We start from the raw sequence: 18,668 nt of genomic DNA on the forward strand, positions 1-18,668 counted from the left end.
TTCACCACATCGATTTTTTCGCGCGCTCCGGCCATTCCTTGTCGTAGACCTCGCCGTCGATGTTCTTGCGGCTGGTGATTTCCAGAATTTGGCCGGGAGTCGGCAGCGATCTCGGGTCGACATGCCTTGCCGGATTCCACAACTCCGACCGGTGGATGGCGCGGGCGCACTGGAAATAGACCGCATCGACCTCGATGACCGTCACCGAGCGCGCCGGCTTGCCTTCGACTGCGAACGAGTCGCAGAGCGCGGCATCGGTGGTGATGTGGGCGCGGCCATTGACGCGCAGCGTCGTGCCGGAACCCGGCACCAGGAACAGGAGCGCGACGCGCGGATCGCGAAGGATGTTCCTTAGCGAATCGGCACGGTTGTTGCCGCGCCGGTCTGGCATCATCACCGTTTTCGGATCGTGGATGCGGACGAAGCCGGCGAGATCGCCGCGCGGCGAGCAGTCCAGCCCTTCAGGCCCGCAGGTTGCGAGCACGGCGAACGGCGAAGCCTCGATGATAGCTGCGTATTCGGGAATCAGCTGATCGAGTTCTTTGACCACCGACGCCTCGCCAGGCGGGCCATAGAGCGTTTCGAGCTGTTCGACGCTGGTGATCATGGACATGTTTTCGTCTCCAAAGCTTTGCCGGCTGCTCCAGATGCATGACGTTTTCACGACATCGTGCCCGCTTGCCGGTCATCAGGAAACGGGTGTCGAGGCAACGCGAAGAAGGGCAAACCGCTTTCACCTACACAATCGCACCGACGGATACGGAGACCGAAAATGGATAAACCGCTCGACCGGCGACGCACCGCCATGGAACTTATTGAAAACATGTTCAATGTTGAAATGCGTTTCCTGCAATCAGGATCGGAAAGCCTCGATGTGCTTGCCAGCGCATTCCATGCCGAGATTGTGGTGCATGAGCCGCAGTCCCTGCCCTATGCCGGTGACTGGAATGGCCTCGACGGCGTTGGCGCTCTTTTCCGCAAGATGCGGGAAATCTGGAGCGACGTGGCGGTGGAGGATCTTCAAACCGCCCAGAACGATAACGTGGTGTTCATGAGCTGCATGCTTTCGCTGACGTCGCGAGCCACTGGTGCAACAATCATACAGCCGTTTGCCGAAGTCTTGCGCTTCAAGGATGACCGACTGATCGAAGGCACGCCGTTTTACTATGACACCGGCGAGATCCTGGCGATCCTGCGCTGAGCATACCGCGAAACCATTCAGCGGTCGCGGCTCAGCCCCTTCTCTTCCAGCTCGGCGAGATAGGCGGCCCAGCGTGCGTCCTTCTCATGACCCAACGTATGCAGGTAGTTCCAGGTGAAGATACCGGTGTCGTGGAAATCGTCGAAGGTGATGCGCACGGCATAGTTGCCGACCGGCTCGATCTTCAGGATCGCCACATTGCGCTTGCCGGGAACGGTGACGCGCTGTTCGGGCGAATGGCCCTGCACCTCGGCCGATGGCGAGGCGACCCGCAGAAGCTCGGCCGGCAACTCGAACGGCTGATGTCCCGGAAAGGTCACGGAAAGCAGCTTGCGATCTTTCGAGACCCTGAGTTCCTTCGGCGCTGTCATGGTGGTGGATCCTGCGGAGAACCGCCCTTCCCTACGCCGCTTCGTGTCGAGGGAAAAGGCCGCATCGAAAGTTCCGACATGATCTGTCGGCGTCGGAATGTTACCGGAGATCGCGAGCTGATATCTTGAATGGCAAGTTGGCTCGTATCACATAGCTATATATAACGAAGCCGTTCACGGCCACGGGAAGCGTACAGCATGGATATGATCGATCCTTTCGGTCGCACGATCACCTACCTGCGCGTGTCGGTTACGGACCGCTGCGATTTTCGCTGCACTTATTGCATGGCCGAGGACATGACGTTCCTGCCCAAGAAGGACCTGCTGTCGCTGGAAGAGCTCGACCGGCTCTGCACGGTCTTCATCGAAAAGGGCGTGCGCAAGCTTCGCCTCACCGGCGGTGAGCCGCTGGTACGCAAGAACATCATGCATCTTGTGCGCCAGCTTTCGCGGCATCTCGAGAGCGGTGCGCTGGAAGAGCTGACGCTGACCACCAATGGATCGCAGCTTTCCCGCTTTGCCGCCGAGCTCGCCGACTGCGGCGTCAAACGCATTAACGTCTCGCTCGATACTCTCGATGCCGACAAATTTCGACAGATCACCCGCTGGGGCAATCTGGACAAGGTCATGGATGGCATCGACGCCGCGCAGGCGGCCGGGCTGAAGGTAAAGCTCAACGCTGTGGCGTTGAAGGACTTCAATGACGCCGAATTGCCGGACATGCTACGCTGGGCGCATGGCCGCGGCATGGATCTGACGGTCATCGAAACCATGCCGATGGGCGAGATCGATGCCGACCGCACCGATCAGTATTTGCCGCTGTCGCTGCTGCGTGCAGCACTCGAGCGCCAATTCACGCTGAGCGATATTCCCTACAAGACCGGTGGCCCGGCCCGCTACGTCCATGTCGCCGAGACCGGCGGGCGGCTGGGCTTCATCACGCCGATGACGCATAATTTCTGCGAAAGCTGCAACCGGGTCCGGCTGACCTGCACCGGCACCCTTTACATGTGCCTCGGCCAGGAAGATGCCGCAGACCTGCGCGCGCCACTGCGTGCGTCGGAAGGCAACGAGCTGGTCGCCGATGCCATCGACGAAGCAATCGACCGCAAGCCCAAAGGCCATGACTTCATCATCGATCGCCGCACCAACCGTCCGTCGGTGTCGCGGCATATGAGCGTCACCGGCGGCTGATTTTTAGCCGATTTCGTGCAAGAACAATCGCCTTGGTATCAGCGCGAGGCAAGGCGTGCAGCGGTTTCTTTTAGTCCTGACGTTTTTCGGAGTGATGGCGGGGACCATGGCAGTTGCCGCGCCATTTACTTATACGAACGAGCGCTTCGGTACCGTCTGCACCTTTCCGGATTAAATCTTCACTCTTCGCCAGGCTGAGCCGGATAATGGCGATGGACAACGGTGGCTCACTGCCGATGGCGCCAGCCTGATCTGTTCAGGCATTCTCAATGTCGATGATGACACCCCGAAAGCCTTCCTCTCCGCCGAGAGGGCCAGCAAGGAACCTGGCTATAAGATCACCTACAGCAAGACCGGCAAGGACTGGGCGGTGCTGTCGGGCATCACAGGCGGGAACATCTTCTACGAACGCCGCCTGTTCGGAAAAGATGGTGTCATCCGCACGGTCTGGATCGACTATCCGCCAGCCCTGAAATCGAAATACGACCCGCTCGTCGGTGCCATCGCCGGCAGCCTCAGGGGGCCGTGAGCATCCGGCCCGTCTCGACGTATTCGCAGCCTATTGTTTTTGCTGATGAATTAAGGCTGACGCGTGTAGTCGTACTGCACGGCGAGCCATTTCCTGCCGCTGCCATTGGCCTGGAGGAAATGCTGCTCGGCCACCTCGTGGTTGTCGCCATCCCTGGAAATGATGAAATCGGAGGCCGTGTATCGCCCTTCGACCTCGGGCCTGAAGCCGACGAAACCAAGCGGCTCGAACAGCAGTGAAATCTTGCCGTCCTCTTCGCCACCAAAACTCCAGGCGGGCATGATCCCTGCCGGGAAACGGGTGTCCATGGAGACATACTTCCAGCGGCCCTCCACCCGGTCATAGCTCAAATAGGCTATCCGCTGGAAGTCCGGGATTTTCGACCCGGGCGCCGGGCGCATCACCTCCTGCATGAAGGGGCCGATCATCGTACGTTCGGCCACCAGCCCGGTCATCACGATCGGCTGCGCACCGGGGGTTGGCCAGATCGTGTTGACGACGTTCCACTTCCCGATGCGGCGAGCGAGCTCATTCGCTTCGTGACCCGGCGTGGACATCCGTTCGACTGCCGATGCCGAAGCGCCGTTCTCGGCCAACGCAGGCGCTATCGCCATGAAGATGACCGCCAGTGCAGAAGAGAACCGGAAAGCCGACGAAACGTGCCGCCTGCTGCCTGTGCCAAGCCTGGCCGCATTGCCTCGTGCATTCGTCATGGACCACCTCCCCAGACAAGATCAGAAGCCTACAATGACCAATTTGGCGACTCTTGCCGAGCAAATTGATCTCGTCGAGAATTTTCCTCGAGCGGCAGTGTGATCGATTTGCCATCCGAACCGAACCTTTAAAAGGGCACCTTTCGGGGTCACACCAGAAAAGGTCTTGTCCGCAAACGGTCACCGGATTTACCGCAAGCCCATTCGGGCCTAGCCTCTGCTCTGGAGCGGTGCTTCGCCCAGTGGGGGAATACGATATGCGCAAACTCATTCTTTCTCTTGCATTGCTCAGCCTCGCGGCCCTGCCCGCGGCGGCCCAGTCGATCGGCGGCACCTATGCCGTGGCCGGCACCAATTTCGATGGGTCGTCCTATGGTGGCGACGCGACGATCACGCTGACTAGCGAGACGACCTGCACGATCCATTGGGAGACAGGCGGCTCGTCCTCGGACGGCATCTGCATGCGCAACGACGATGCCTTCTCCGCCGGTTATGTCATGGGCAAGGCGGTCGGTCTTGTCGTCTACAAGGTGCAGGACGACGGCTCGCTGCGTGGCCTGTGGACGATTGCCGGCAAGGAAGGCAACGGCACCGAGGTACTGACGCCCAAATAAGCCCTGCCGCTCTTGCGCGACAGATGTTACGGGCCATAGAAAGGCTGTGGCCCAGCCCTTTGACGTTGCTGTTTTGCGGGTGCCTGCTAGACGCTTGCTGCAGGACTCACCCGGTAATCTGCCTTGCCTCTTTCGCCAAACCTGCGCGGCGCGTTGTTCATGATGGTGGCCATGGCTGGTTTCACTCTCAACGACGCTATCACCAAATTCTCGTCGGAATCGATGAACATGGCGCAGGTCATGCTGATCCGCGGCGCCTTCGCTTCGCTTTTCGTTGGCCTGCTTGCGTGGCAACGCGGCGCGCTTGCCCGGCCAGGTTCGATGCTGCAGCCGACCGTTGCGCTGCGCGTTGCCAGCGAGGCCGGCGCCACGGTGTCCTTCCTGGTTGCTCTGGCGCATCTTCCGATCGCCAATGTCTCCGCCGTGCTGCAGGCGCTGCCGCTGGCGGTGACGATGGGCGCAGCGCTTGTGTTCAACGAGGGCGTCGGCTGGCGGCGCTGGCTGGCTATTGCCATCGGTTTTGCCGGCGTGCTGATCATCGTGCGGCCGGGCTTCGAAGGGTTCAGCGTCTTTTCTCTGCTGGCGCTGGCCAGCGTGGCATGCTGTTCGGTGCGCGATCTCGCCACCAAGCGGATACCGCAGGCAATTCCGACATTGCTGGTATCGAGCGCCACCGCCCTTGCCATGACGTTTCTGGGCGCGGCATTGCTTTCACCGATGGGCGGCTGGACACCGATGACAGGACAAAGCACGGCGTTCCTGGCGCTGGCGGCGGTGCTCGTGCTCATCGGCTACCACTTCATCATCACGGCGATGCGGGTGGGCGATATCTCCTTCATCGCGCCGTTCCGCTACACCGCCCTGCTCTGGTCGATCCTGCTTGGCTTCACGATCTTCGGCGATGTCCCGGATCTGCCGATGATCGGCGGTGCCACGATCATCATCGGCTCAGGCCTCTATGCACTCTACCGCGAACGGATCGTCGGCCGGCGAAAAACAGCCGCCGAAAGCACTGGACCGGACATGGCGCCGGACGGCATATAGAGTGACTGTCGACGACTGTCTGATTTGAAAACTGGATTTTGGGTCTGGGCAGCAAACGATGGGCCGACATATCGCAGGGATCATTCTGGCCGGCGGCCGGTCGAGCCGGATGGGCGGCGGCGACAAGACGCTGCTTGCGCTTGGCGACGGTACCCTGCTCGACCGTGTCGTTTCGCGCCTTGGCCCGCAGGTCGGTCCGCTTGCGCTAAACGCCAATGGCGATCCGACACGGTTTGCCGCGACGGGGCTTCCGGTGCTTGCCGACACCGTCAAAGGTTATGCCGGGCCGCTTGCCGGGATACTGACCGGCCTCGAATGGGCTTCCGACACGACCTGCCAGGGGCTGGTCACGGCTGCCGGCGATACGCCTTTCCTGCCCAGGGATATGGTCGAGCGGCTGCTCGCGGCAGCCGACGAACGCCCCGGCTCGATTGCGGTCGCCTGTTCCGGCGGCAAACGGCATCCGACCTTTGCACTCTGGCCGCTAGGGTTAGATCAGGTCTTGCGACAATTTCTCGTCGAGGAAGACAACCGGCGCGTTGCGGCGTTCATCGACCGGCACGGTTTTGTCGAGGTGGAATTTCCTATCCTGAAATCCGGCGGGGCCGAGATCGATCCGTTCTTCAACATCAACACTCCCGACGACCTTGCCCAGGCCGTGCATCTGTTGCAGAGCATCGAGCCATGAAAAGACGTATTTTCGGCATCACCGGCTGGAAGAACTCCGGCAAGACGACATTGACCGAAAAGCTGGTGGCCGAACTCGTCCGGCGCGGCTGGAAAGTGTCGACGGTAAAACACGCCCATCATGATTTCGACATCGACAAACCCGGAGCGGACAGCTTTCGCCACCGGCAGGCGGGAGCGATGGAGGTCGCGGTCGTGTCGGGCAGGCGCTGGGCGCTGATGCACGAATTGCGCGGCGAGGACGAGCCGACGCTAGACGCGATCCTGTCACGGCTGGCACCGTGCGACATCGTGTTGGTCGAGGGTTACAAGCGCGAAGCGCACAAGAAACTCGAGACGAGACGGCTCGAGGCCAAGGACCGGACACCGCTCTCGGCAGGCGATCCACACATTGTCGCCATCGCCTCCGACTTCCCCATTGTCGGCGAAGACCTGCCGGCCTTCGATCTCGACGACACGAATTCGATAGCTGACTTCATCGAGCGCGCCACAAGCCTGTCGCGCTGAAAATGCGGCAGAAGACAGTTTCCGCCCACTTGCTTTCCAATTTAGGCGTCTGACCCGGCGTCATCGCTTTCTGAACATGACCTTCCCTCAAGCGACGGTTTTGCAGTTGCTTTTTCTTGGGAAAGAATGGGAGTATCGCATCAGCGGGCGGTCAAAAGCACCGCCCACAGAGCCGTTCGGGAACGACGGCCGGGACCAACAGAGAGGACCATTATGCGTATTGCACTGCGTATCGCGCTTGCCGCTTCGGCTGCGCTGCTGACGCTTGGCGTTGCCCAGGCCCAGGAAAAGACCTTGAGGATCGGCACCGAGGGAGCCTATCCCCCATTCAACAATCTGACAGCCGACGGCCAGCTCGTAGGCTTCGATATCGACATTGCCAAGGCGCTCTGCGACGAGATGAAGGTGAAGTGCACCTTTGTCGCGCAGGACTGGGACGGCATCATTCCCGCCCTTCAGGCAGGCAAGTTCGACGCCATCGTCGCGTCGATGTCGATCACGCCGGAACGCGCCGAGAAGGTCGACTTCACCCACAAATATTACAATACGCCGCCGGCGATTGCCGCCCCCAAGGACACTGACATCAAGGGTGTAACCAAGGAAGATTTGGCCGGCAAGACGATCGGCGTGCAGGCGTCCACCACGCATTTCAACTATTCGACCAAGACTTATACCGACAGCACCGTCAAGCCGTACCCGACCGCACAGGAATACCAGCTCGATCTGGCCAATGGCCGGCTCGATGCCGCCAATGACGACATCGTCGTGCTGCAGCAATGGCTGGATTCGCCGGACGGCGCCTGCTGCAAGCTGGTCGGCACAATCAAGCCGGTCATCGAAATCCACGGTCCGGGCGCCGGCATTGCCGTGCGCAAGGGCGAGACCGACCTGGTCAACCAGTTCAATGCGGCAATCGACGCCATCCGAGCAAACGGAAAGTACAAGGAAATCAACGACAAATACTTCAAATATGACGTTTATGGCGGCGAGTCCTGATCGACCGACATACGAGGACTTGAACGGCGGGAGATTCCCGCCGTTCTTATAAGGATGCCGCGCACGAGGGGTGACGCGGCACGGGTCTCAAAGAGCCTCAAGGAGAACAGGCAGGCGGATGCAGAGCGCACTGACGCTTCTCAGTTGGGGACCCGAAGGCTGGCTCGACGACATCGCCGCGGGTGTGTTTGTCACAGTATGTCTTGCGCTGGCCACTCTGCCCTTCGGGCTGACGCTCGGCTTTTTCGTGGCGCTGGCCAAACAGTCGGAAGAGCCGTCGCTGAGACTGGCCGGGAACATCTACACCACGATTTTTCGCGGAATACCCGAGCTGCTCACGCTGTTTCTGATCTTCTTCGGCATCCCATTGATCCTGCAGTACATTGTCCGCCTAGTGAGCCCTGGAACGTCCGCCGACGTCAACAGTTTCGTCGCCGGCATGATCGCGCTCTGCTTCATTTTCTCCTCTTATTCCAGCGAGGTGTTTTTATCCGCCTTCCGCGCCATTCCAAAAGGGCAATATGAGGGAGGCTATTCGGTTGGCCTGTCCAGCGGCCAGACGATGCGGCTGATCGTGCTGCCGCAGTTGATCCGCATCGCATTACCCGGACTTGCCAATCTCTGGCTTATCCTGCTCAAGGACACCGCGCTCGTCTCGGCCGTTGGCCTCAACGAGATCCTCAGGCAGAGCGGGGTTGCCGCGCGCGTCACCAAGCATGCCTTCCTGTTTTACGGTTTTGCCGGCCTGACCTATCTCCTGCTGGCGATCGTCTCCTCCTTCGGCATCAATGCGATCGAACGAGCGGTCGGCGGCAGCGAGGTCAAGAGATGAGCCTGGCCACCGACACGCTGAAGGTCGACCGGCCGCCGCCGCCCGCACGCGGCTGGTCGCGTCAACGCATCCTCGGCCATGTCCTGGTCGGCCTGTGGATCGCTCTCGGCATTGGCATGGTCGTCTACCTGGTCGCTGCGTGGAACCCGGAGTTCTTCCAGAAATATGCACCCGGCTACATATCCGGCCTCGGCATCACCCTGTTGCTGGTTGCCATCTCGATTGTGCTTGGCGCGATCCTGTCGGTGCCGATCGCCTATGCACGCATGTCGAAGAACCCGATCCTTTCGGGGTTCGCCTATGCCTATGTCTATTTCTTTCGCGGCACGCCGCTGTTGGCGCAGACCTTCCTGGTCTACTATGGGGTCGGCTCCTTCCGGCCGGAGCTCGAGATGGTCGGACTGTGGGGCTTCTTCCGCGAAGCGTTCAACTGCGCGATCTTCGCCTTTTCGCTGAATACGGCCGCGTACCAGGCCGAGATTTTGCGTGGCGCAATCGAGAGCGTGCCGAGGGGCCAGTGGGAAGGTGCCGCCTCGCTCGGCCTGCACAAACTGCAGACGATGTGGAAGATCATCCTGCCGCAGGCGCTGATCGTCGCGTTGCGCCCGTATGGCAACGAGATCATCCTGATGATCAAGGGCTCGGCAATCGTCGCCATCATCACGGTCTACGATTTGATGGGCATCACCCGGCTCACCTATGCGCGCACCTTCGACTTTCAGTCGTACATCTGGGCGGCGATCATCTATCTGATCATCGTGGAAACATTGCGCCACGGCGTCGAGTGGATCGAACGGCGCATCACCATCCATCTGCACCGCTGACTCCCATCGCCTTGCCTGATCCGGTAAGAAGACCGCAAAGCAGGCTACTAAGGGATTCGAAAACATGGCTTCGGTGGCATTTCTTGGTCTTGGCGTCATGGGCTATTCGATGGCCGGACATCTCAAGAACAAGGGCGGTCACGACGTCACCGTCTACAACCGCACCAGGGCCAAGGCCGAGCAGTGGGTTGCCCAGCATGGTGGCAGCTTCGCCGCGACACCAGCCGAGGCGGCCGCGGGCAAGGACTTCGTCTTTTCCTGCGTCGGCAATGACGACGATCTGCGCTCGGTGACGACCGGTGCCGAAGGCGCCTTCAATTCCGTGAAGAAAGGCGCCATCTTCATCGACAACACCACGGCATCGGCGGAGGTCGCGCGCGAACTGGCGCAGCAGTCGCAAGCGCTCGGGTTTGCGTTCCTCGACGCCCCGGTCTCCGGCGGCCAGGCAGGCGCCGAGAACGGCATGCTGACCGTGATGGTCGGCGGCGAGCCCGACGCCTTCGACAGGGCCAAGCCAGTCATAGATGCTTATGCCCGCATGGTCGGATTGATGGGACCGGCCGGGGCTGGCCAGCTCACCAAGATGATCAACCAGATCTGCATCGCCGGCCTCGTTCAGGGCCTGGCCGAGGGCATCCATTTCGGCAAGAAGGCAGGGCTCGACATCGAAAAGGTCATCGAGGTGATTTCCAAGGGTGCGGCCGGTTCCTGGCAGATGGAGAACCGGCACAAGACGATGAATGCCGGCAAATATGATTTCGGCTTCGCCGTCGACTGGATGCGCAAGGATCTTGGCATCTGCCTCGCCGAGGCCGACCGCAACGGCGCCAAACTGCCGGTGACGGCACTTGTCGACCAGTTCTACAAGGACGTGCAGGCGATGGGCGGCAAGCGCTGGGACACGTCCTCGCTGCTGGCGCGGCTGGAGAAATAGGACTTCACCGTGGCCGAGCTTTCGCCTCAATCCAGCGCCGATGAAATCGTTGCTCATCTGCGCTCGATCGCCTCGGAGGAAAATCGGCTTGGCATGCTGCGCTACGGCATCAAGATCGAACGTGCGCTCGGTATCTCGCATGGCGTGCAGCGGCAGATTGCCAAGAAAATCAAGCGCAACCATGAGCGTGCCTTTGAGCTTTGGCAGACAGGCATCATGGAGGCGCAGTTCATCGCTTCCGTGACAGCCGATCCGGAGCGGTTCTCCGCCGCGGATGCAAGACGATGGGCGGCGACTTTCGACTCGTGGGATATCGTCGACGGGGTCTCCGATCTCTTTGTCGATACGGATTGCTGGAAGGAATTGATCGCCGAATTCGCGGTCGACGAACGGGAATTCGTTCGACGCACGGCTTTTGCGATGATGGCCTGGTCGGTAGTCCACCGGAAGAAGGAACCCAAGACGACCTTCCTCGAATTCCTGTCGATCATCGAAGCGCATGCGACCGACGGCCGCAATTTTGTGAAGAAGGCCGTGAACTGGGCGCTTCGTTCGATCGGCAAGCGATCGATGAATTTGCACGGCCCTGCCCTTGCCGTGGCGCTAAAACTGGCGGCCTCGACAGACAGGACCGCACGCTGGATCGGCAAGGACGCCGTGAAGGAACTTTCCGATGCCAAGACGCTCGAGCGGCTCGCCGCCAGAAAAGCTTGACCTGAGCGAAGTGCGCTTCACGGAGGTGACGCAATCGACGCGCGCCGATTTCGAAAACCTGTTCGAGCAACCCGGCGGGCTGGTGTATGGCTTGGCGCAATCTCGACCGCCGCGAGCATGTCGAGAACGACGAGAAGAAACGCGCGATGATGACGCTGATCGACGCCGGCACGCCGGTCGGCATTGTCGCCCAGATCGATGGCCGGACCGTCGGCTGGTGCTCGATTGCGCCGCGCGAGACCTACCGCAAGCTGTCACGGCAGCAGGACGATAGCGAGATGGGCATCTGGTCGATCGTCTGCTTCTATGTACCGAGAGCGCTGCGCGGCGGCGGGCTGGCAAGCGCATTGCTCGACGCGGCCATCGATCACGCCTTTGCCAAAGGCGCCAGGACGATCGAAGCCTATCCGGTCGACCAGGCGTCGCCGAGCTACAGCTTTATGGGTTTTCGGGACACGTTCGCCGCCCGCGGCTTTCGCGAGATCGGCATGACCGGCTCGCGCCGGCATGTGATGCGGCTTGAACGTTGACCTGTGGGCAGCGGCGGTTTTACTTGATGTCACCGGCAGCAAGGTCAAGGCTCAACAGTGGAGCAGCAATGAGCAACCGTCTCAATTCAGGAGCGATCCTGGCGGCCGCGGTGTTCGTGTCCATTGTGGCAGACAGCGCTTGCGCCGGGACGATGCATATTTTCTGGAAGGATCTGCGCCCGGCGACCCAGGCAGCCGCCGAAAGCGTCGGACTGCCAATGATTGCGGCCAAAATGCCGGATCATGGCGAGACGCTCTCACTCAACTTGCAGGACAAGACCGTGCAGCTCGCGGGCTATGCGCTGCCGGTCGATCGCGACGGTGATCTCGTCTACCAATTCCTGCTGGTGCCGTGGACGGGAGCCTGCAGCCACATGCCGACGCCGCCGCCCAACCAGATCGTCCTCGTCACGCCTGCACACCCTTACAGGATGTCCGAGGCCTACCAGCCGGTTTCGGTGACCGGCGCATTACGGCCGGGCATGGAGAAGAGCCAGCTTTTCATCCTTGACGGCGTCAGCGTCATCCAGTCGGGCTACACCGTGCGCAAGGCCGAGGTGGTCAATGTCGACACCGTGCCGGACACGATCACGCTGCCGGTCAACTCGCCCTGGAGTTTCCTCAACAAAAAGAAGAACTAAACAGAAGAATCTCAGGCGGCGTTCGCGCCGGACTCCTTGTCGAGCATCATGTAATCCAGCGGCATCTCGGTCGTGTATTTGATCTGCTCCATGGCGAAGGAAGACGACACGTCGCGGATCTCGATCTTGGCGATCAGCCGCTTGTAGAAGGCGTCGTAGGCGGCGATATCGGGCACCACGACGCGCAAGAGATAGTCGACGTCGCCGCTCATGCGATAGAATTCGACCACTTCCGGGAATTCCTGGATGACCTCCGAAAAGCGCCGCAGCCATTCATGGCTGTGCGAATTGGTGCGGATCGAGACGAACACCGTGACCCGCACATTGACCTTTTCATGATCGAGGATGGCGACGCGCCGCTTGATGACGCCCTCTTCCTCGAGCTTCTGGATGCGCCGCCAGCACGGCGTCGTCGACAGGCCCACCTTCTTGGCGACGTCGGCGACTGCAAGCGTCGCATCCTCCTGCAGGAGGCGGAGAATTTTTCTATCAAGGCGGTCCATTGGGTGCTCCCCTGATGCAAGTCGTCCAAGTGCGCAGCGGCCTTGGCACAACGACATGCATAAAAACAAGAATTTAACGCGCGTCCCCTCATGCGCGACGCGCTTCGAGGAATGGATTACCATAATCCCTCTTGTTCGAGCCTATTACAAGAAAGAAATTCTGCCGCACAGTACGAAAGCGAGTGATTTCTTGCTGGATGCCTAGCCGAGGCGATAGCGGATTTCCGATCTCAGAAATGGCAGCAAATCCATTTCAAACCATGGATTGCGCTTCAGCCAGCCGGTGTTGCGCCAGGACGGGTGCGGCAGCGGCAGGACTTTCGGGTCGGTCGCCGCCGCCCAGATGGCACGCCAATCCATGACCGTTTCCGTCAGCGAGGGACGGCGCGCCGCGCCCATATGCCAGCTTTGCGCGTAGATGCCGATCGTCAGCACCATATCGACTTGCGGCATCAGCGCCATCAGCGATGTGCGCCATGCCGGCGCACATTCGCGGCGCGGCGGCAGGTCGGCGCCCCTGGCGTCCTGACCGGGAAAGCAAAAGCCCATCGGCACGATGGCGAATTTGTCCGTGTCGTAAAATTCCTCGCTGCCGACGCCCAGCCAGCTTCGCAGCCGGTCGCCGGAGGCGTCGGTGAACGGCATCCCTGTAATGTGAACCTTGGTACCCGGCGCCTGGCTGGCGATCAGGATACGCGCACTCGAAGATGGCCTGAGCACGGGCCGCGGTTGGTGCGGCAGCGGCCTGGCGGCCGGGTTATCGACGCAGATGCGGCAGGCGCGTACCCTCGCCGCCAAGGCTTCCAGCTCTTCGCTCATTCGGAACTCGTTGTCAGGCGGCGGCACTCGGCCGGCTGGAGATTTCCCGATGCCAGCGCAGCACGTTGGTGCACTCTTCGGGTACCTTGATGCGAGCCGGCTTCATGAAGTCGATGGCGACCAGCCCGGTGATGTCGGCGATCGAATAGGCATCGCCGGCGATGAATTCCCTGCCGGCGAGCTCAGTGTCCAGAAATCTCAGGAATTCGATCGCCTTCGGCTTGTTGGCCTCGCCCCATTCGGGGATTTGCGGGATCTCCCATTCCCTCATTGCGGGGTGGATGTGCCGGAACGCCGCGGCGACGCAGCCGAACAGATTGAACTCCACACGTCTTTGCCACATCTCGACGATCGCCTTGCCGAGCGCGCCACGCCCGAACAAAGCCGGCTCGGGGTGCAGTTCCTCGAAGTAACGACAGATTGCGACGGATTCGGTGATGACTGTGCCGTCGTCGAGCTCGAGCACCGGCAGACGCTTCAGCGGATTGCGCGAGCTGACCGGCTGCTCTTTGTGCTCCAGCGCGCCCATGTCGACGGGCATCAGCGGAACCTGAAGTCCCTTTTCGGCCAGAAAAATCCGAACCCGACGTGGATTGGGCGCGCGCCCGCCGTCGAACAGCTTCATCTCTATCCTCCTCGTCCGTCTCGACGAACTATAGGCGACAGCTCACCAGAAGCGAAAAATTTCGCGCAAGGCGTCGCCGATCGACGCCAAGGTACCGTGCTTTCTTTCGACCAGCTCATGGCCGTGGCTCTCGCGCCAGTTCTTCGGCTCGTCGAAAGTTCCGCCCCAGATGCCGGCTTTGCCCGCGCGCGCAGCAGCTTCCTCGGTCTCGAAATCGCCAAAGGCGACCGCCCAGCCGGCCTCGACCTGCGCGCGGTTGAGATCCTTGCCGCCGGCCTTGCAGTCGCCGAGCAGCCTGCCGTAGCGGTCGCGCTGCCAGCCGCTGCAGGAGACGGCTTTGCCGGCGATCAACCGCACCAGGGACTGCCGCGCGAGCTTGCCGCAGGGATAGTCGGCACCGTCCTTGCGGCAGATCTGCGAATATTCCGGCGCATCGATGCCGCGCATGCGGATACGCTCGCCGCCGAGCGTGATGCTATCGCCGTCATTGACGGTGGCCGCGCCCTCCGTCTTGCGCGTCTCGATCCGGTCGAGGCGCGCCGCCAGGAGGATCGCCAGGCCGAGCACGATGAGTGTCAGCCCATAGTCCATTAGTCGGCGCCACAGGCTTCGCGGACGTGGCGCATAGTATCGCTGGCGCGGCCATCGCGACCACGAACGGCTCATATGGCAAACCGTTGGTTAATCATTCGAACGTAGCTTAACGATTTGAAATTGCTGCCCGTGTAAATTGAAGACTTCATGCCCCTGCAACGCTCGACCACGGCGGACAAGTTTATTGTGGACCGCAGGAAACGCCATCGCAACAGCGATGTCGCGCGCGCGGTGCGCAAGACGCGCGACCGTCTTTCGCAGCAAGCCGGAAATCCCGACTTCGACCGCGAGCTGTTGAAGCTCCACGCGCTTTCGATGACCGGCGGCGTGATCGTCCTTCCGCTGCTCGTTCTGGCAACGGCCGCGGCAGGCTTGCTCGCGGGCATCGGCAAGGAGATCGGCGTCTGGGCGCTGTTCACATTCATCTGCTATACCATCGTTGCATTCATGGCCAAACGCGTCACTCAAGCGTCCGAGCTCAACCCGCTGGAAACGCATAGGGATTTCCTGATCGGCCATTTTCTGTGCGGGCTTGGCTGGGCTTGGTTCGCATGGCTCGGCTGCGAAACTTGCCAAATGGATCAGTTCCAGGTCGCCAAGGCGGTGGTGCTGCTGCTCGCCATGTCGGCAACCGCGATCCTGGCATCGTCCCTTCGCGGTGCGCTGTTGGCGACCTTCGCCCTCCCGGTCGCCATCTATGCCTATGCCAGTGCAAAATTATGGATGCCGGTCGAAGTGATCATGGCCGGGTTGCTGATCTCGTCGCTGCCGTTCTTCGCCTATGTGGCGCGCCAGCTCAACCGTTCCTCGCTGATGCTGTTTTCGTTCCGCTCCGAAAAGGATGCGCTGATCGCCGAAGTGGAGACGGCGAAATCGATGTCGGACGAGGCACGGCGGCGGGCGGAAGACGCCAATCTGGCGAAATCGCGTTTCCTGGCCTCGATGAGCCACGAACTGCGCACGCCGCTCAACGCCATTCTCGGCTTTTCCGAAGTAATGGCCAACGAGGTGCTCGGCCCGATGAGCAACCCGACATATCGCGACTATGCCCGTGACGTGCACGACTCCGGACAGCATCTGCTCGACCTGATCAACGAAATCCTCGACCTGTCGCGCATCGAAGCGGGCCGTTATCAGCTCAATGAGGAGCCGATGATGCTGCTTTCCGTCGTCGAGGATTGCTGCCACATGATGGAGTTGAAGGCGCGCAACAAGGACATCCGCATCGTCCAGGATTTCGAAAACGCCTTGCCGCGCCTGTTTGCCGACGAACGCGCGGTGCGGCAGATTGTGCTCAACCTCTTGTCCAATGCCATCAAGTTCACCGCGACCGGCGGCGAAATCCGCGTGCGCGTCGGCTGGACGGCGGGCGGCGGGCAATATCTCTCCGTCAAGGACAATGGGCCGGGCATACCGGAAGACGAGATTCCAATCGTGCTCTCGGCCTTCGGCCAGGGCTCGATCGCCATCAAGAGCGCCGAACAGGGTACAGGGCTTGGCCTGCCGATCGTGCAAGGCCTGCTGGCCATGCATGGCGGCGAATTCCAGCTCCATTCCCGGCTGCGCGAAGGTACCGAGGCGATCGCCATCTTCCCGCTGAGCCGGGTGATGGAGGAACTGCCGGCGCTGCCGACCAAGGCGGTTGCTTCGCGCCGGCGCTGAATGCTTAACCGCCGACCGCGGCTGCCATGCCGGAGCTGGTCAGCGCGGCCGCCTTGACCAGGCCGGCGGCAAGCGACGCTCCTACCCCCTCGCCTTGACTGACGCCCAGATCGAGCAGCGGGCGAAGGCCGAGGCGCTCGGCGGCCTTGGCATGGCCAGGCTCCGGCGACAGGCTTGCGAGGAGACAGTGATCGAGCGCGGCGGGGTTGGCGGTATGTAGGACGCCAGCGGCCGCAGTCACCGCAAACCCGTCGAGCAGCACCGGGATCTTCTGCATCCGCGCCGCCAGAATGGCGCCGCAGATCGCTGCGAATTCCCGTCCACCGACCCGGCGCAGCGCTTCCAGCGGGTCCTTCAGGCTCGCGCCGTGAAACGCGACCGCGGCATCGACCACCTCCGCCTTGCGCCTTTGCATCGCTGCGTCGGCCCCTGATCCGGGGCCGACCCAGTCGGCGCCGGTGCCGCCGAACAGTGCGGTGCAAAGGGCCGCGGCGACAGTCGAATTGCCAACGCCGAGGTCGCCAAGGCAAAGCAGGTCGGTGCCGCCGGCAATCGCCTCCATGCCGAAGGCCATGGTGGCGGCGCAACCGCGCTCGTCCAGTGCCGCATCCTCGGTGATGTCGGCTGTCGGAATCTGCAGAGCCAGATCGAACACCTTCAAGCCGAGATCGTTGGCGATGCAGATCTGGTTGATCGCTGCACCGCCGGCGGCGCAGAGCTCGACTGCATTTGCCGTAGCGGCGGCGGGGCGCGGCGAAATACCGTGGCGGGTGACGCCATGATTGCCGGCAAAGATCGCCACCAATGGTCGAGTCAACGCCGGCGGCGAGCGACCGCTCCAGCCGGCGAGCCAGGCGGCGATGTCCTCGATGCGGCCAAGCGAGCCTTCGGGCTTGTCTGCCTTGGCAAACAACTGGCGAACGCGGGTGTTGGCAACCATATCTGCCGGCGGCAGGCTCACCAGGAGGTCGCGAAAATCGTCGAAAGGCAGTGCGCTGGTCATGTCGATGGCAATCGTCCCTGTGAATTGGGGAGCGGCATAGCCGCCTTGGCGGGCCGGCACAACCTCGGCACAACTTCGAGGTATTGACGCGAACGCACCCGTTGGCGGCGCATCCCGGAGGGCTTGCATTGACTTTGTCGTTGCACCATGTGGAGGCTAGCCAAGGAAATCCTTATGACGGCCATTGAATCCCCGTGCATCCTGGTCTGCTCGATCGACATGAAAACCGGCTTCTGTTTCGGTTGCGGGCGCACGCGCGAGGAAATCGCAGCCTGGATCGACATGACCCCGCAAACCCGCCGCAGCGTGATGGCCGAGCTGCCGGCAAGGCTGGAAACGGTCGAGCGACGCCCCCGCCGGGAAACCCGTCGCAGCCGCATGGCACGCGAACGCGACGCCCTCTCGTGAACCGGCCGCAGAGATGAACCGACTGCTGTGGATTCTGATCGTCGCGATCGGGGCAGGTGTACTCCTGCTCATGCTCAACGATTCCGCCGGCAGTACATTCGGCATTGAGAATTACGATTTCAGCCAGTTGATCTGGCTTGGCGCCTTAGCGGCACTCGTCGGCGCCGGCCTGCTCAGATCGGGCAGGCCGTTGGGCACCATGGCCCGCAGCCTCGGCGCCTGGGGCGCCATCGTGCTGGCGCTGATAGCCGGCTATCAGTACCGCTATGAGTTGCAGGATTTCGCCAGCCGCGTCACCGCCGGCCTTGTTCCCGGCAGTCCGCTGGCGCTGGGCGTGGAAGAAGGCCATGCCACCGTCACCCTGGACAAGGCCGGCAGCGGCCATTTCGAAGCGCGCGTCACGATCAACGGCACGCCGATCCTGACGGTTGTCGATACCGGCGCGACCAGCACAGTGCTGACCGCCGAGGACGCTCTGGCGGCCGGGTTCAATTCGGCGGCTCTCCACTTCACCATCCCGATCTCGACCGCCAACGGCATGACGCGCGCAGCGGCGGTGCGAAGCGACGAACTGTCGATCGGCGGCATCGTGCGCAAGGACATGCCCATCATGATCGCCGCACCCGGCACCCTCGGTCAGAGCCTGCTCGGCATGAATTTCATTAGCTCGCTGTCGGGTTTCGACGTCCGTGGCGATCGCATGATCTTGCGGGATTAAGTTTG

The 18,668-nt window shown here is 61.6% G+C and carries 24 protein-coding genes and 2 pseudogenes; 18 read left to right on the plus strand and 8 right to left on the minus strand.

All coding sequences use genetic code 11. The annotated features are described in order from the left end of the window. Nucleotide 1: 1 nt before the first annotated feature. Complete coding sequence (locus tag NKH78_RS14825) at nucleotides 2–613, minus strand: pyridoxamine 5'-phosphate oxidase family protein (RefSeq protein ID WP_352508425.1); 612 nt, start codon at nucleotides 611–613, stop codon at nucleotides 2–4. 159 nt (nucleotides 614–772) lie between these two features. Here NKH78_RS14825 and NKH78_RS14830 point away from each other — a divergent pair, with 159 nt between their 5' ends. Next, on the plus strand, nucleotides 773–1,201 hold the full coding sequence (locus NKH78_RS14830) for a nuclear transport factor 2 family protein (RefSeq protein WP_352508424.1): 429 nt from the start codon (nucleotides 773–775) through the stop codon (nucleotides 1,199–1,201). 17 nt (nucleotides 1,202–1,218) lie between these two features. Here NKH78_RS14830 and NKH78_RS14835 read toward each other — a convergent pair whose 3' ends face one another. Next, entirely contained in the window at nucleotides 1,219–1,572 is a 354-nt protein-coding gene (locus tag NKH78_RS14835) for a gamma-butyrobetaine hydroxylase family protein (protein ID WP_023717628.1), read from the minus strand. A gap of 198 nt (nucleotides 1,573–1,770) precedes the next feature. On the opposite strand from NKH78_RS14835, the gene moaA reads away from it, so the two are divergent. Continuing rightward, complete coding sequence (gene moaA / locus NKH78_RS14840) at nucleotides 1,771–2,766, plus strand: GTP 3',8-cyclase MoaA (RefSeq protein WP_352478871.1); 996 nt, start codon at nucleotides 1,771–1,773, stop codon at nucleotides 2,764–2,766. A 370-nt stretch (nucleotides 2,767–3,136) separates the two neighbouring features. Further along, on the plus strand, nucleotides 3,137–3,295 hold the full coding sequence (locus NKH78_RS14845) for a hypothetical protein (RefSeq protein WP_352883159.1): 159 nt from the start codon (nucleotides 3,137–3,139) through the stop codon (nucleotides 3,293–3,295). A gap of 50 nt (nucleotides 3,296–3,345) precedes the next feature. Here NKH78_RS14845 and NKH78_RS14850 read toward each other — a convergent pair whose 3' ends face one another. Beyond that, nucleotides 3,346–3,891, minus strand: coding sequence for a hypothetical protein (locus tag NKH78_RS14850; protein ID WP_352508422.1), 546 nt, complete (start codon nucleotides 3,889–3,891; stop codon nucleotides 3,346–3,348). A 16-nt stretch (nucleotides 3,892–3,907) separates the two neighbouring features. Here NKH78_RS14850 and NKH78_RS14855 point away from each other — a divergent pair, with 16 nt between their 5' ends. The 12 genes and pseudogenes from NKH78_RS14855 (at nucleotide 3,908) to NKH78_RS14910 (ending at nucleotide 12,331) form a co-directional block, all read left to right on the plus strand. Further along, nucleotides 3,908–4,111: a hypothetical protein gene (locus NKH78_RS14855; protein WP_352508421.1), complete on the plus strand. Its 204-nt coding sequence runs from the start codon at nucleotides 3,908–3,910 to the stop codon at nucleotides 4,109–4,111. Nucleotides 4,112–4,265: 154 nt separating this feature from the next. Further along, a complete protein-coding gene (locus NKH78_RS14860) occupies nucleotides 4,266–4,622 on the plus strand; it encodes a hypothetical protein (RefSeq protein ID WP_352448884.1) in 357 nt (118 codons plus the stop codon). A gap of 123 nt (nucleotides 4,623–4,745) precedes the next feature. Then, complete coding sequence (locus tag NKH78_RS14865) at nucleotides 4,746–5,666, plus strand: DMT family transporter (RefSeq protein ID WP_352508420.1); 921 nt, start codon at nucleotides 4,746–4,748, stop codon at nucleotides 5,664–5,666. Between the two features lie 58 nt (nucleotides 5,667–5,724). After that, on the plus strand, nucleotides 5,725–6,354 hold the full coding sequence (gene mobA, locus NKH78_RS14870; RefSeq protein WP_352508419.1) for a molybdenum cofactor guanylyltransferase MobA: 630 nt from the start codon (nucleotides 5,725–5,727) through the stop codon (nucleotides 6,352–6,354). Next, nucleotides 6,351–6,860, plus strand: coding sequence for a molybdopterin-guanine dinucleotide biosynthesis protein B (gene mobB, locus NKH78_RS14875; RefSeq protein WP_352508418.1), 510 nt, complete (start codon nucleotides 6,351–6,353; stop codon nucleotides 6,858–6,860). The genes mobA and mobB overlap by 4 nt, the downstream gene beginning before the upstream one ends. 213 nt (nucleotides 6,861–7,073) lie before the next feature. Then, the gene (locus NKH78_RS14880) at nucleotides 7,074–7,856 is read left to right on the plus strand and encodes an ABC transporter substrate-binding protein (RefSeq protein WP_023717637.1); all 783 of its coding nucleotides are present in this window, start codon (nucleotides 7,074–7,076) and stop codon (nucleotides 7,854–7,856) included. 118 nt (nucleotides 7,857–7,974) lie between these two features. Then, nucleotides 7,975–8,688 carry an ABC transporter permease gene (locus NKH78_RS14885; RefSeq protein WP_352736483.1) on the plus strand — a complete coding sequence of 238 codons (714 nt, stop codon included), beginning with the start codon at nucleotides 7,975–7,977 and terminating at the stop codon, nucleotides 8,686–8,688. Then, nucleotides 8,685–9,512 (plus strand): ABC transporter permease, encoded by an 828-nt coding sequence (locus tag NKH78_RS14890; RefSeq protein ID WP_023675012.1) that lies wholly within the window; start codon nucleotides 8,685–8,687, stop codon nucleotides 9,510–9,512. Before NKH78_RS14885 ends, NKH78_RS14890 begins: the two co-directional genes overlap by 4 nt. A 61-nt stretch (nucleotides 9,513–9,573) precedes the next feature. Continuing rightward, nucleotides 9,574–10,446, plus strand: a pseudogene (locus tag NKH78_RS14895) (NAD(P)-dependent oxidoreductase); the annotation flags it as partial. Between the two features lie 9 nt (nucleotides 10,447–10,455). Beyond that, complete coding sequence (locus NKH78_RS14900) at nucleotides 10,456–11,160, plus strand: DNA alkylation repair protein (protein ID WP_352508417.1); 705 nt, start codon at nucleotides 10,456–10,458, stop codon at nucleotides 11,158–11,160. 86 nt (nucleotides 11,161–11,246) lie between these two features. Then, entirely contained in the window at nucleotides 11,247–11,690 is a 444-nt protein-coding gene (locus NKH78_RS14905) for a GNAT family N-acetyltransferase (protein WP_352508416.1), read from the plus strand. 68 nt (nucleotides 11,691–11,758) lie between these two features. Next, complete coding sequence (locus NKH78_RS14910) at nucleotides 11,759–12,331, plus strand: DUF3299 domain-containing protein (RefSeq protein ID WP_352736485.1); 573 nt, start codon at nucleotides 11,759–11,761, stop codon at nucleotides 12,329–12,331. Between the two features lie 11 nt (nucleotides 12,332–12,342). Here the strand turns inward: NKH78_RS14910 and NKH78_RS14915 are convergent, their stop codons facing one another. The 4 genes and pseudogenes from NKH78_RS14915 to NKH78_RS14930 form a co-directional block, all read right to left on the minus strand. After that, nucleotides 12,343–12,834: an Lrp/AsnC family transcriptional regulator gene (locus tag NKH78_RS14915; protein WP_023675006.1), complete on the minus strand. Its 492-nt coding sequence runs from the start codon at nucleotides 12,832–12,834 to the stop codon at nucleotides 12,343–12,345. Nucleotides 12,835–13,035: 201 nt separating this feature from the next. Continuing rightward, a pseudogene (locus NKH78_RS14920) lies at nucleotides 13,036–13,653 on the minus strand (uracil-DNA glycosylase family protein); the annotation flags it as partial. A 13-nt stretch (nucleotides 13,654–13,666) separates the two neighbouring features. Further along, nucleotides 13,667–14,278, minus strand: a complete 612-nt coding sequence (locus tag NKH78_RS14925; RefSeq protein WP_352508415.1) for a glutathione S-transferase — start codon at nucleotides 14,276–14,278, stop codon at nucleotides 13,667–13,669. Nucleotides 14,279–14,320: 42 nt separating this feature from the next. Continuing rightward, on the minus strand, nucleotides 14,321–14,944 hold the full coding sequence (locus tag NKH78_RS14930; protein WP_352508414.1) for a thermonuclease family protein: 624 nt from the start codon (nucleotides 14,942–14,944) through the stop codon (nucleotides 14,321–14,323). Between the two features lie 75 nt (nucleotides 14,945–15,019). On the opposite strand from NKH78_RS14930, the gene NKH78_RS14935 reads away from it, so the two are divergent. Continuing rightward, entirely contained in the window at nucleotides 15,020–16,534 is a 1,515-nt protein-coding gene (locus NKH78_RS14935; RefSeq protein WP_352508413.1) for a sensor histidine kinase, read from the plus strand. A gap of 4 nt (nucleotides 16,535–16,538) precedes the next feature. On the opposite strand, the gene NKH78_RS14940 is transcribed toward NKH78_RS14935, so the two are convergent. Beyond that, nucleotides 16,539–17,537 (minus strand): nicotinate-nucleotide--dimethylbenzimidazole phosphoribosyltransferase, encoded by a 999-nt coding sequence (locus NKH78_RS14940; protein ID WP_352736489.1) that lies wholly within the window; start codon nucleotides 17,535–17,537, stop codon nucleotides 16,539–16,541. 174 nt (nucleotides 17,538–17,711) lie between these two features. Here NKH78_RS14940 and NKH78_RS14945 point away from each other — a divergent pair, with 174 nt between their 5' ends. Together NKH78_RS14945 and NKH78_RS14950 are read left to right on the plus strand one after the other, a co-directional pair. Then, nucleotides 17,712–17,945 (plus strand): DUF1289 domain-containing protein, encoded by a 234-nt coding sequence (locus tag NKH78_RS14945; protein ID WP_031193575.1) that lies wholly within the window; start codon nucleotides 17,712–17,714, stop codon nucleotides 17,943–17,945. Between the two features lie 13 nt (nucleotides 17,946–17,958). Beyond that, nucleotides 17,959–18,663, plus strand: a complete 705-nt coding sequence (locus tag NKH78_RS14950; protein WP_352736491.1) for a TIGR02281 family clan AA aspartic protease — start codon at nucleotides 17,959–17,961, stop codon at nucleotides 18,661–18,663. Nucleotides 18,664–18,668: the final 5 nt, after the last annotated feature.

The sequence above is a fragment of the Mesorhizobium sp. M0910 genome (assembly GCF_040319465.1).
Lineage (GTDB): Bacteria > Pseudomonadota > Alphaproteobacteria > Rhizobiales > Rhizobiaceae > Mesorhizobium.

What these genes read in the sequence shown, in the direction of transcription:
- NKH78_RS14915 (WP_023675006.1), bottom strand. Translation starts at nt 12,834, where the DNA reads ATGGACCGCCTTGATAGAAAAATTCTCCGCCTCCTGCAGGAGGATGCG.
- NKH78_RS14830 (WP_352508424.1), top strand. Translation starts at nt 773, where the DNA reads ATGGATAAACCGCTCGACCGGCGACGCACCGCCATGGAACTTATTGAA.
- NKH78_RS14885 (WP_352736483.1), top strand. Translation starts at nt 7,975, where the DNA reads ATGCAGAGCGCACTGACGCTTCTCAGTTGGGGACCCGAAGGCTGGCTC.
- NKH78_RS14910 (WP_352736485.1), top strand. Translation starts at nt 11,759, where the DNA reads ATGAGCAACCGTCTCAATTCAGGAGCGATCCTGGCGGCCGCGGTGTTC.
- NKH78_RS14860 (WP_352448884.1), top strand. Translation starts at nt 4,266, where the DNA reads ATGCGCAAACTCATTCTTTCTCTTGCATTGCTCAGCCTCGCGGCCCTG.
- NKH78_RS14890 (WP_023675012.1), top strand. Translation starts at nt 8,685, where the DNA reads ATGAGCCTGGCCACCGACACGCTGAAGGTCGACCGGCCGCCGCCGCCC.
- NKH78_RS14945 (WP_031193575.1), top strand. Translation starts at nt 17,712, where the DNA reads ATGACGGCCATTGAATCCCCGTGCATCCTGGTCTGCTCGATCGACATG.
- NKH78_RS14935 (WP_352508413.1), top strand. Translation starts at nt 15,020, where the DNA reads ATGCCCCTGCAACGCTCGACCACGGCGGACAAGTTTATTGTGGACCGC.
- NKH78_RS14905 (WP_352508416.1), top strand. Translation starts at nt 11,247, where the DNA reads ATGGCTTGGCGCAATCTCGACCGCCGCGAGCATGTCGAGAACGACGAG.
- mobA (WP_352508419.1), top strand. Translation starts at nt 5,725, where the DNA reads ATGGGCCGACATATCGCAGGGATCATTCTGGCCGGCGGCCGGTCGAGC.
- NKH78_RS14835 (WP_023717628.1), bottom strand. Translation starts at nt 1,572, where the DNA reads ATGACAGCGCCGAAGGAACTCAGGGTCTCGAAAGATCGCAAGCTGCTT.
- NKH78_RS14855 (WP_352508421.1), top strand. Translation starts at nt 3,908, where the DNA reads ATGAAGATGACCGCCAGTGCAGAAGAGAACCGGAAAGCCGACGAAACG.
- NKH78_RS14880 (WP_023717637.1), top strand. Translation starts at nt 7,074, where the DNA reads ATGCGTATTGCACTGCGTATCGCGCTTGCCGCTTCGGCTGCGCTGCTG.
- NKH78_RS14925 (WP_352508415.1), bottom strand. Translation starts at nt 14,278, where the DNA reads ATGAAGCTGTTCGACGGCGGGCGCGCGCCCAATCCACGTCGGGTTCGG.
- mobB (WP_352508418.1), top strand. Translation starts at nt 6,351, where the DNA reads ATGAAAAGACGTATTTTCGGCATCACCGGCTGGAAGAACTCCGGCAAG.
- moaA (WP_352478871.1), top strand. Translation starts at nt 1,771, where the DNA reads ATGGATATGATCGATCCTTTCGGTCGCACGATCACCTACCTGCGCGTG.
- NKH78_RS14940 (WP_352736489.1), bottom strand. Translation starts at nt 17,537, where the DNA reads ATGACCAGCGCACTGCCTTTCGACGATTTTCGCGACCTCCTGGTGAGC.
- NKH78_RS14930 (WP_352508414.1), bottom strand. Translation starts at nt 14,944, where the DNA reads ATGAGCCGTTCGTGGTCGCGATGGCCGCGCCAGCGATACTATGCGCCA.
- NKH78_RS14950 (WP_352736491.1), top strand. Translation starts at nt 17,959, where the DNA reads ATGAACCGACTGCTGTGGATTCTGATCGTCGCGATCGGGGCAGGTGTA.
- NKH78_RS14825 (WP_352508425.1), bottom strand. Translation starts at nt 613, where the DNA reads ATGTCCATGATCACCAGCGTCGAACAGCTCGAAACGCTCTATGGCCCG.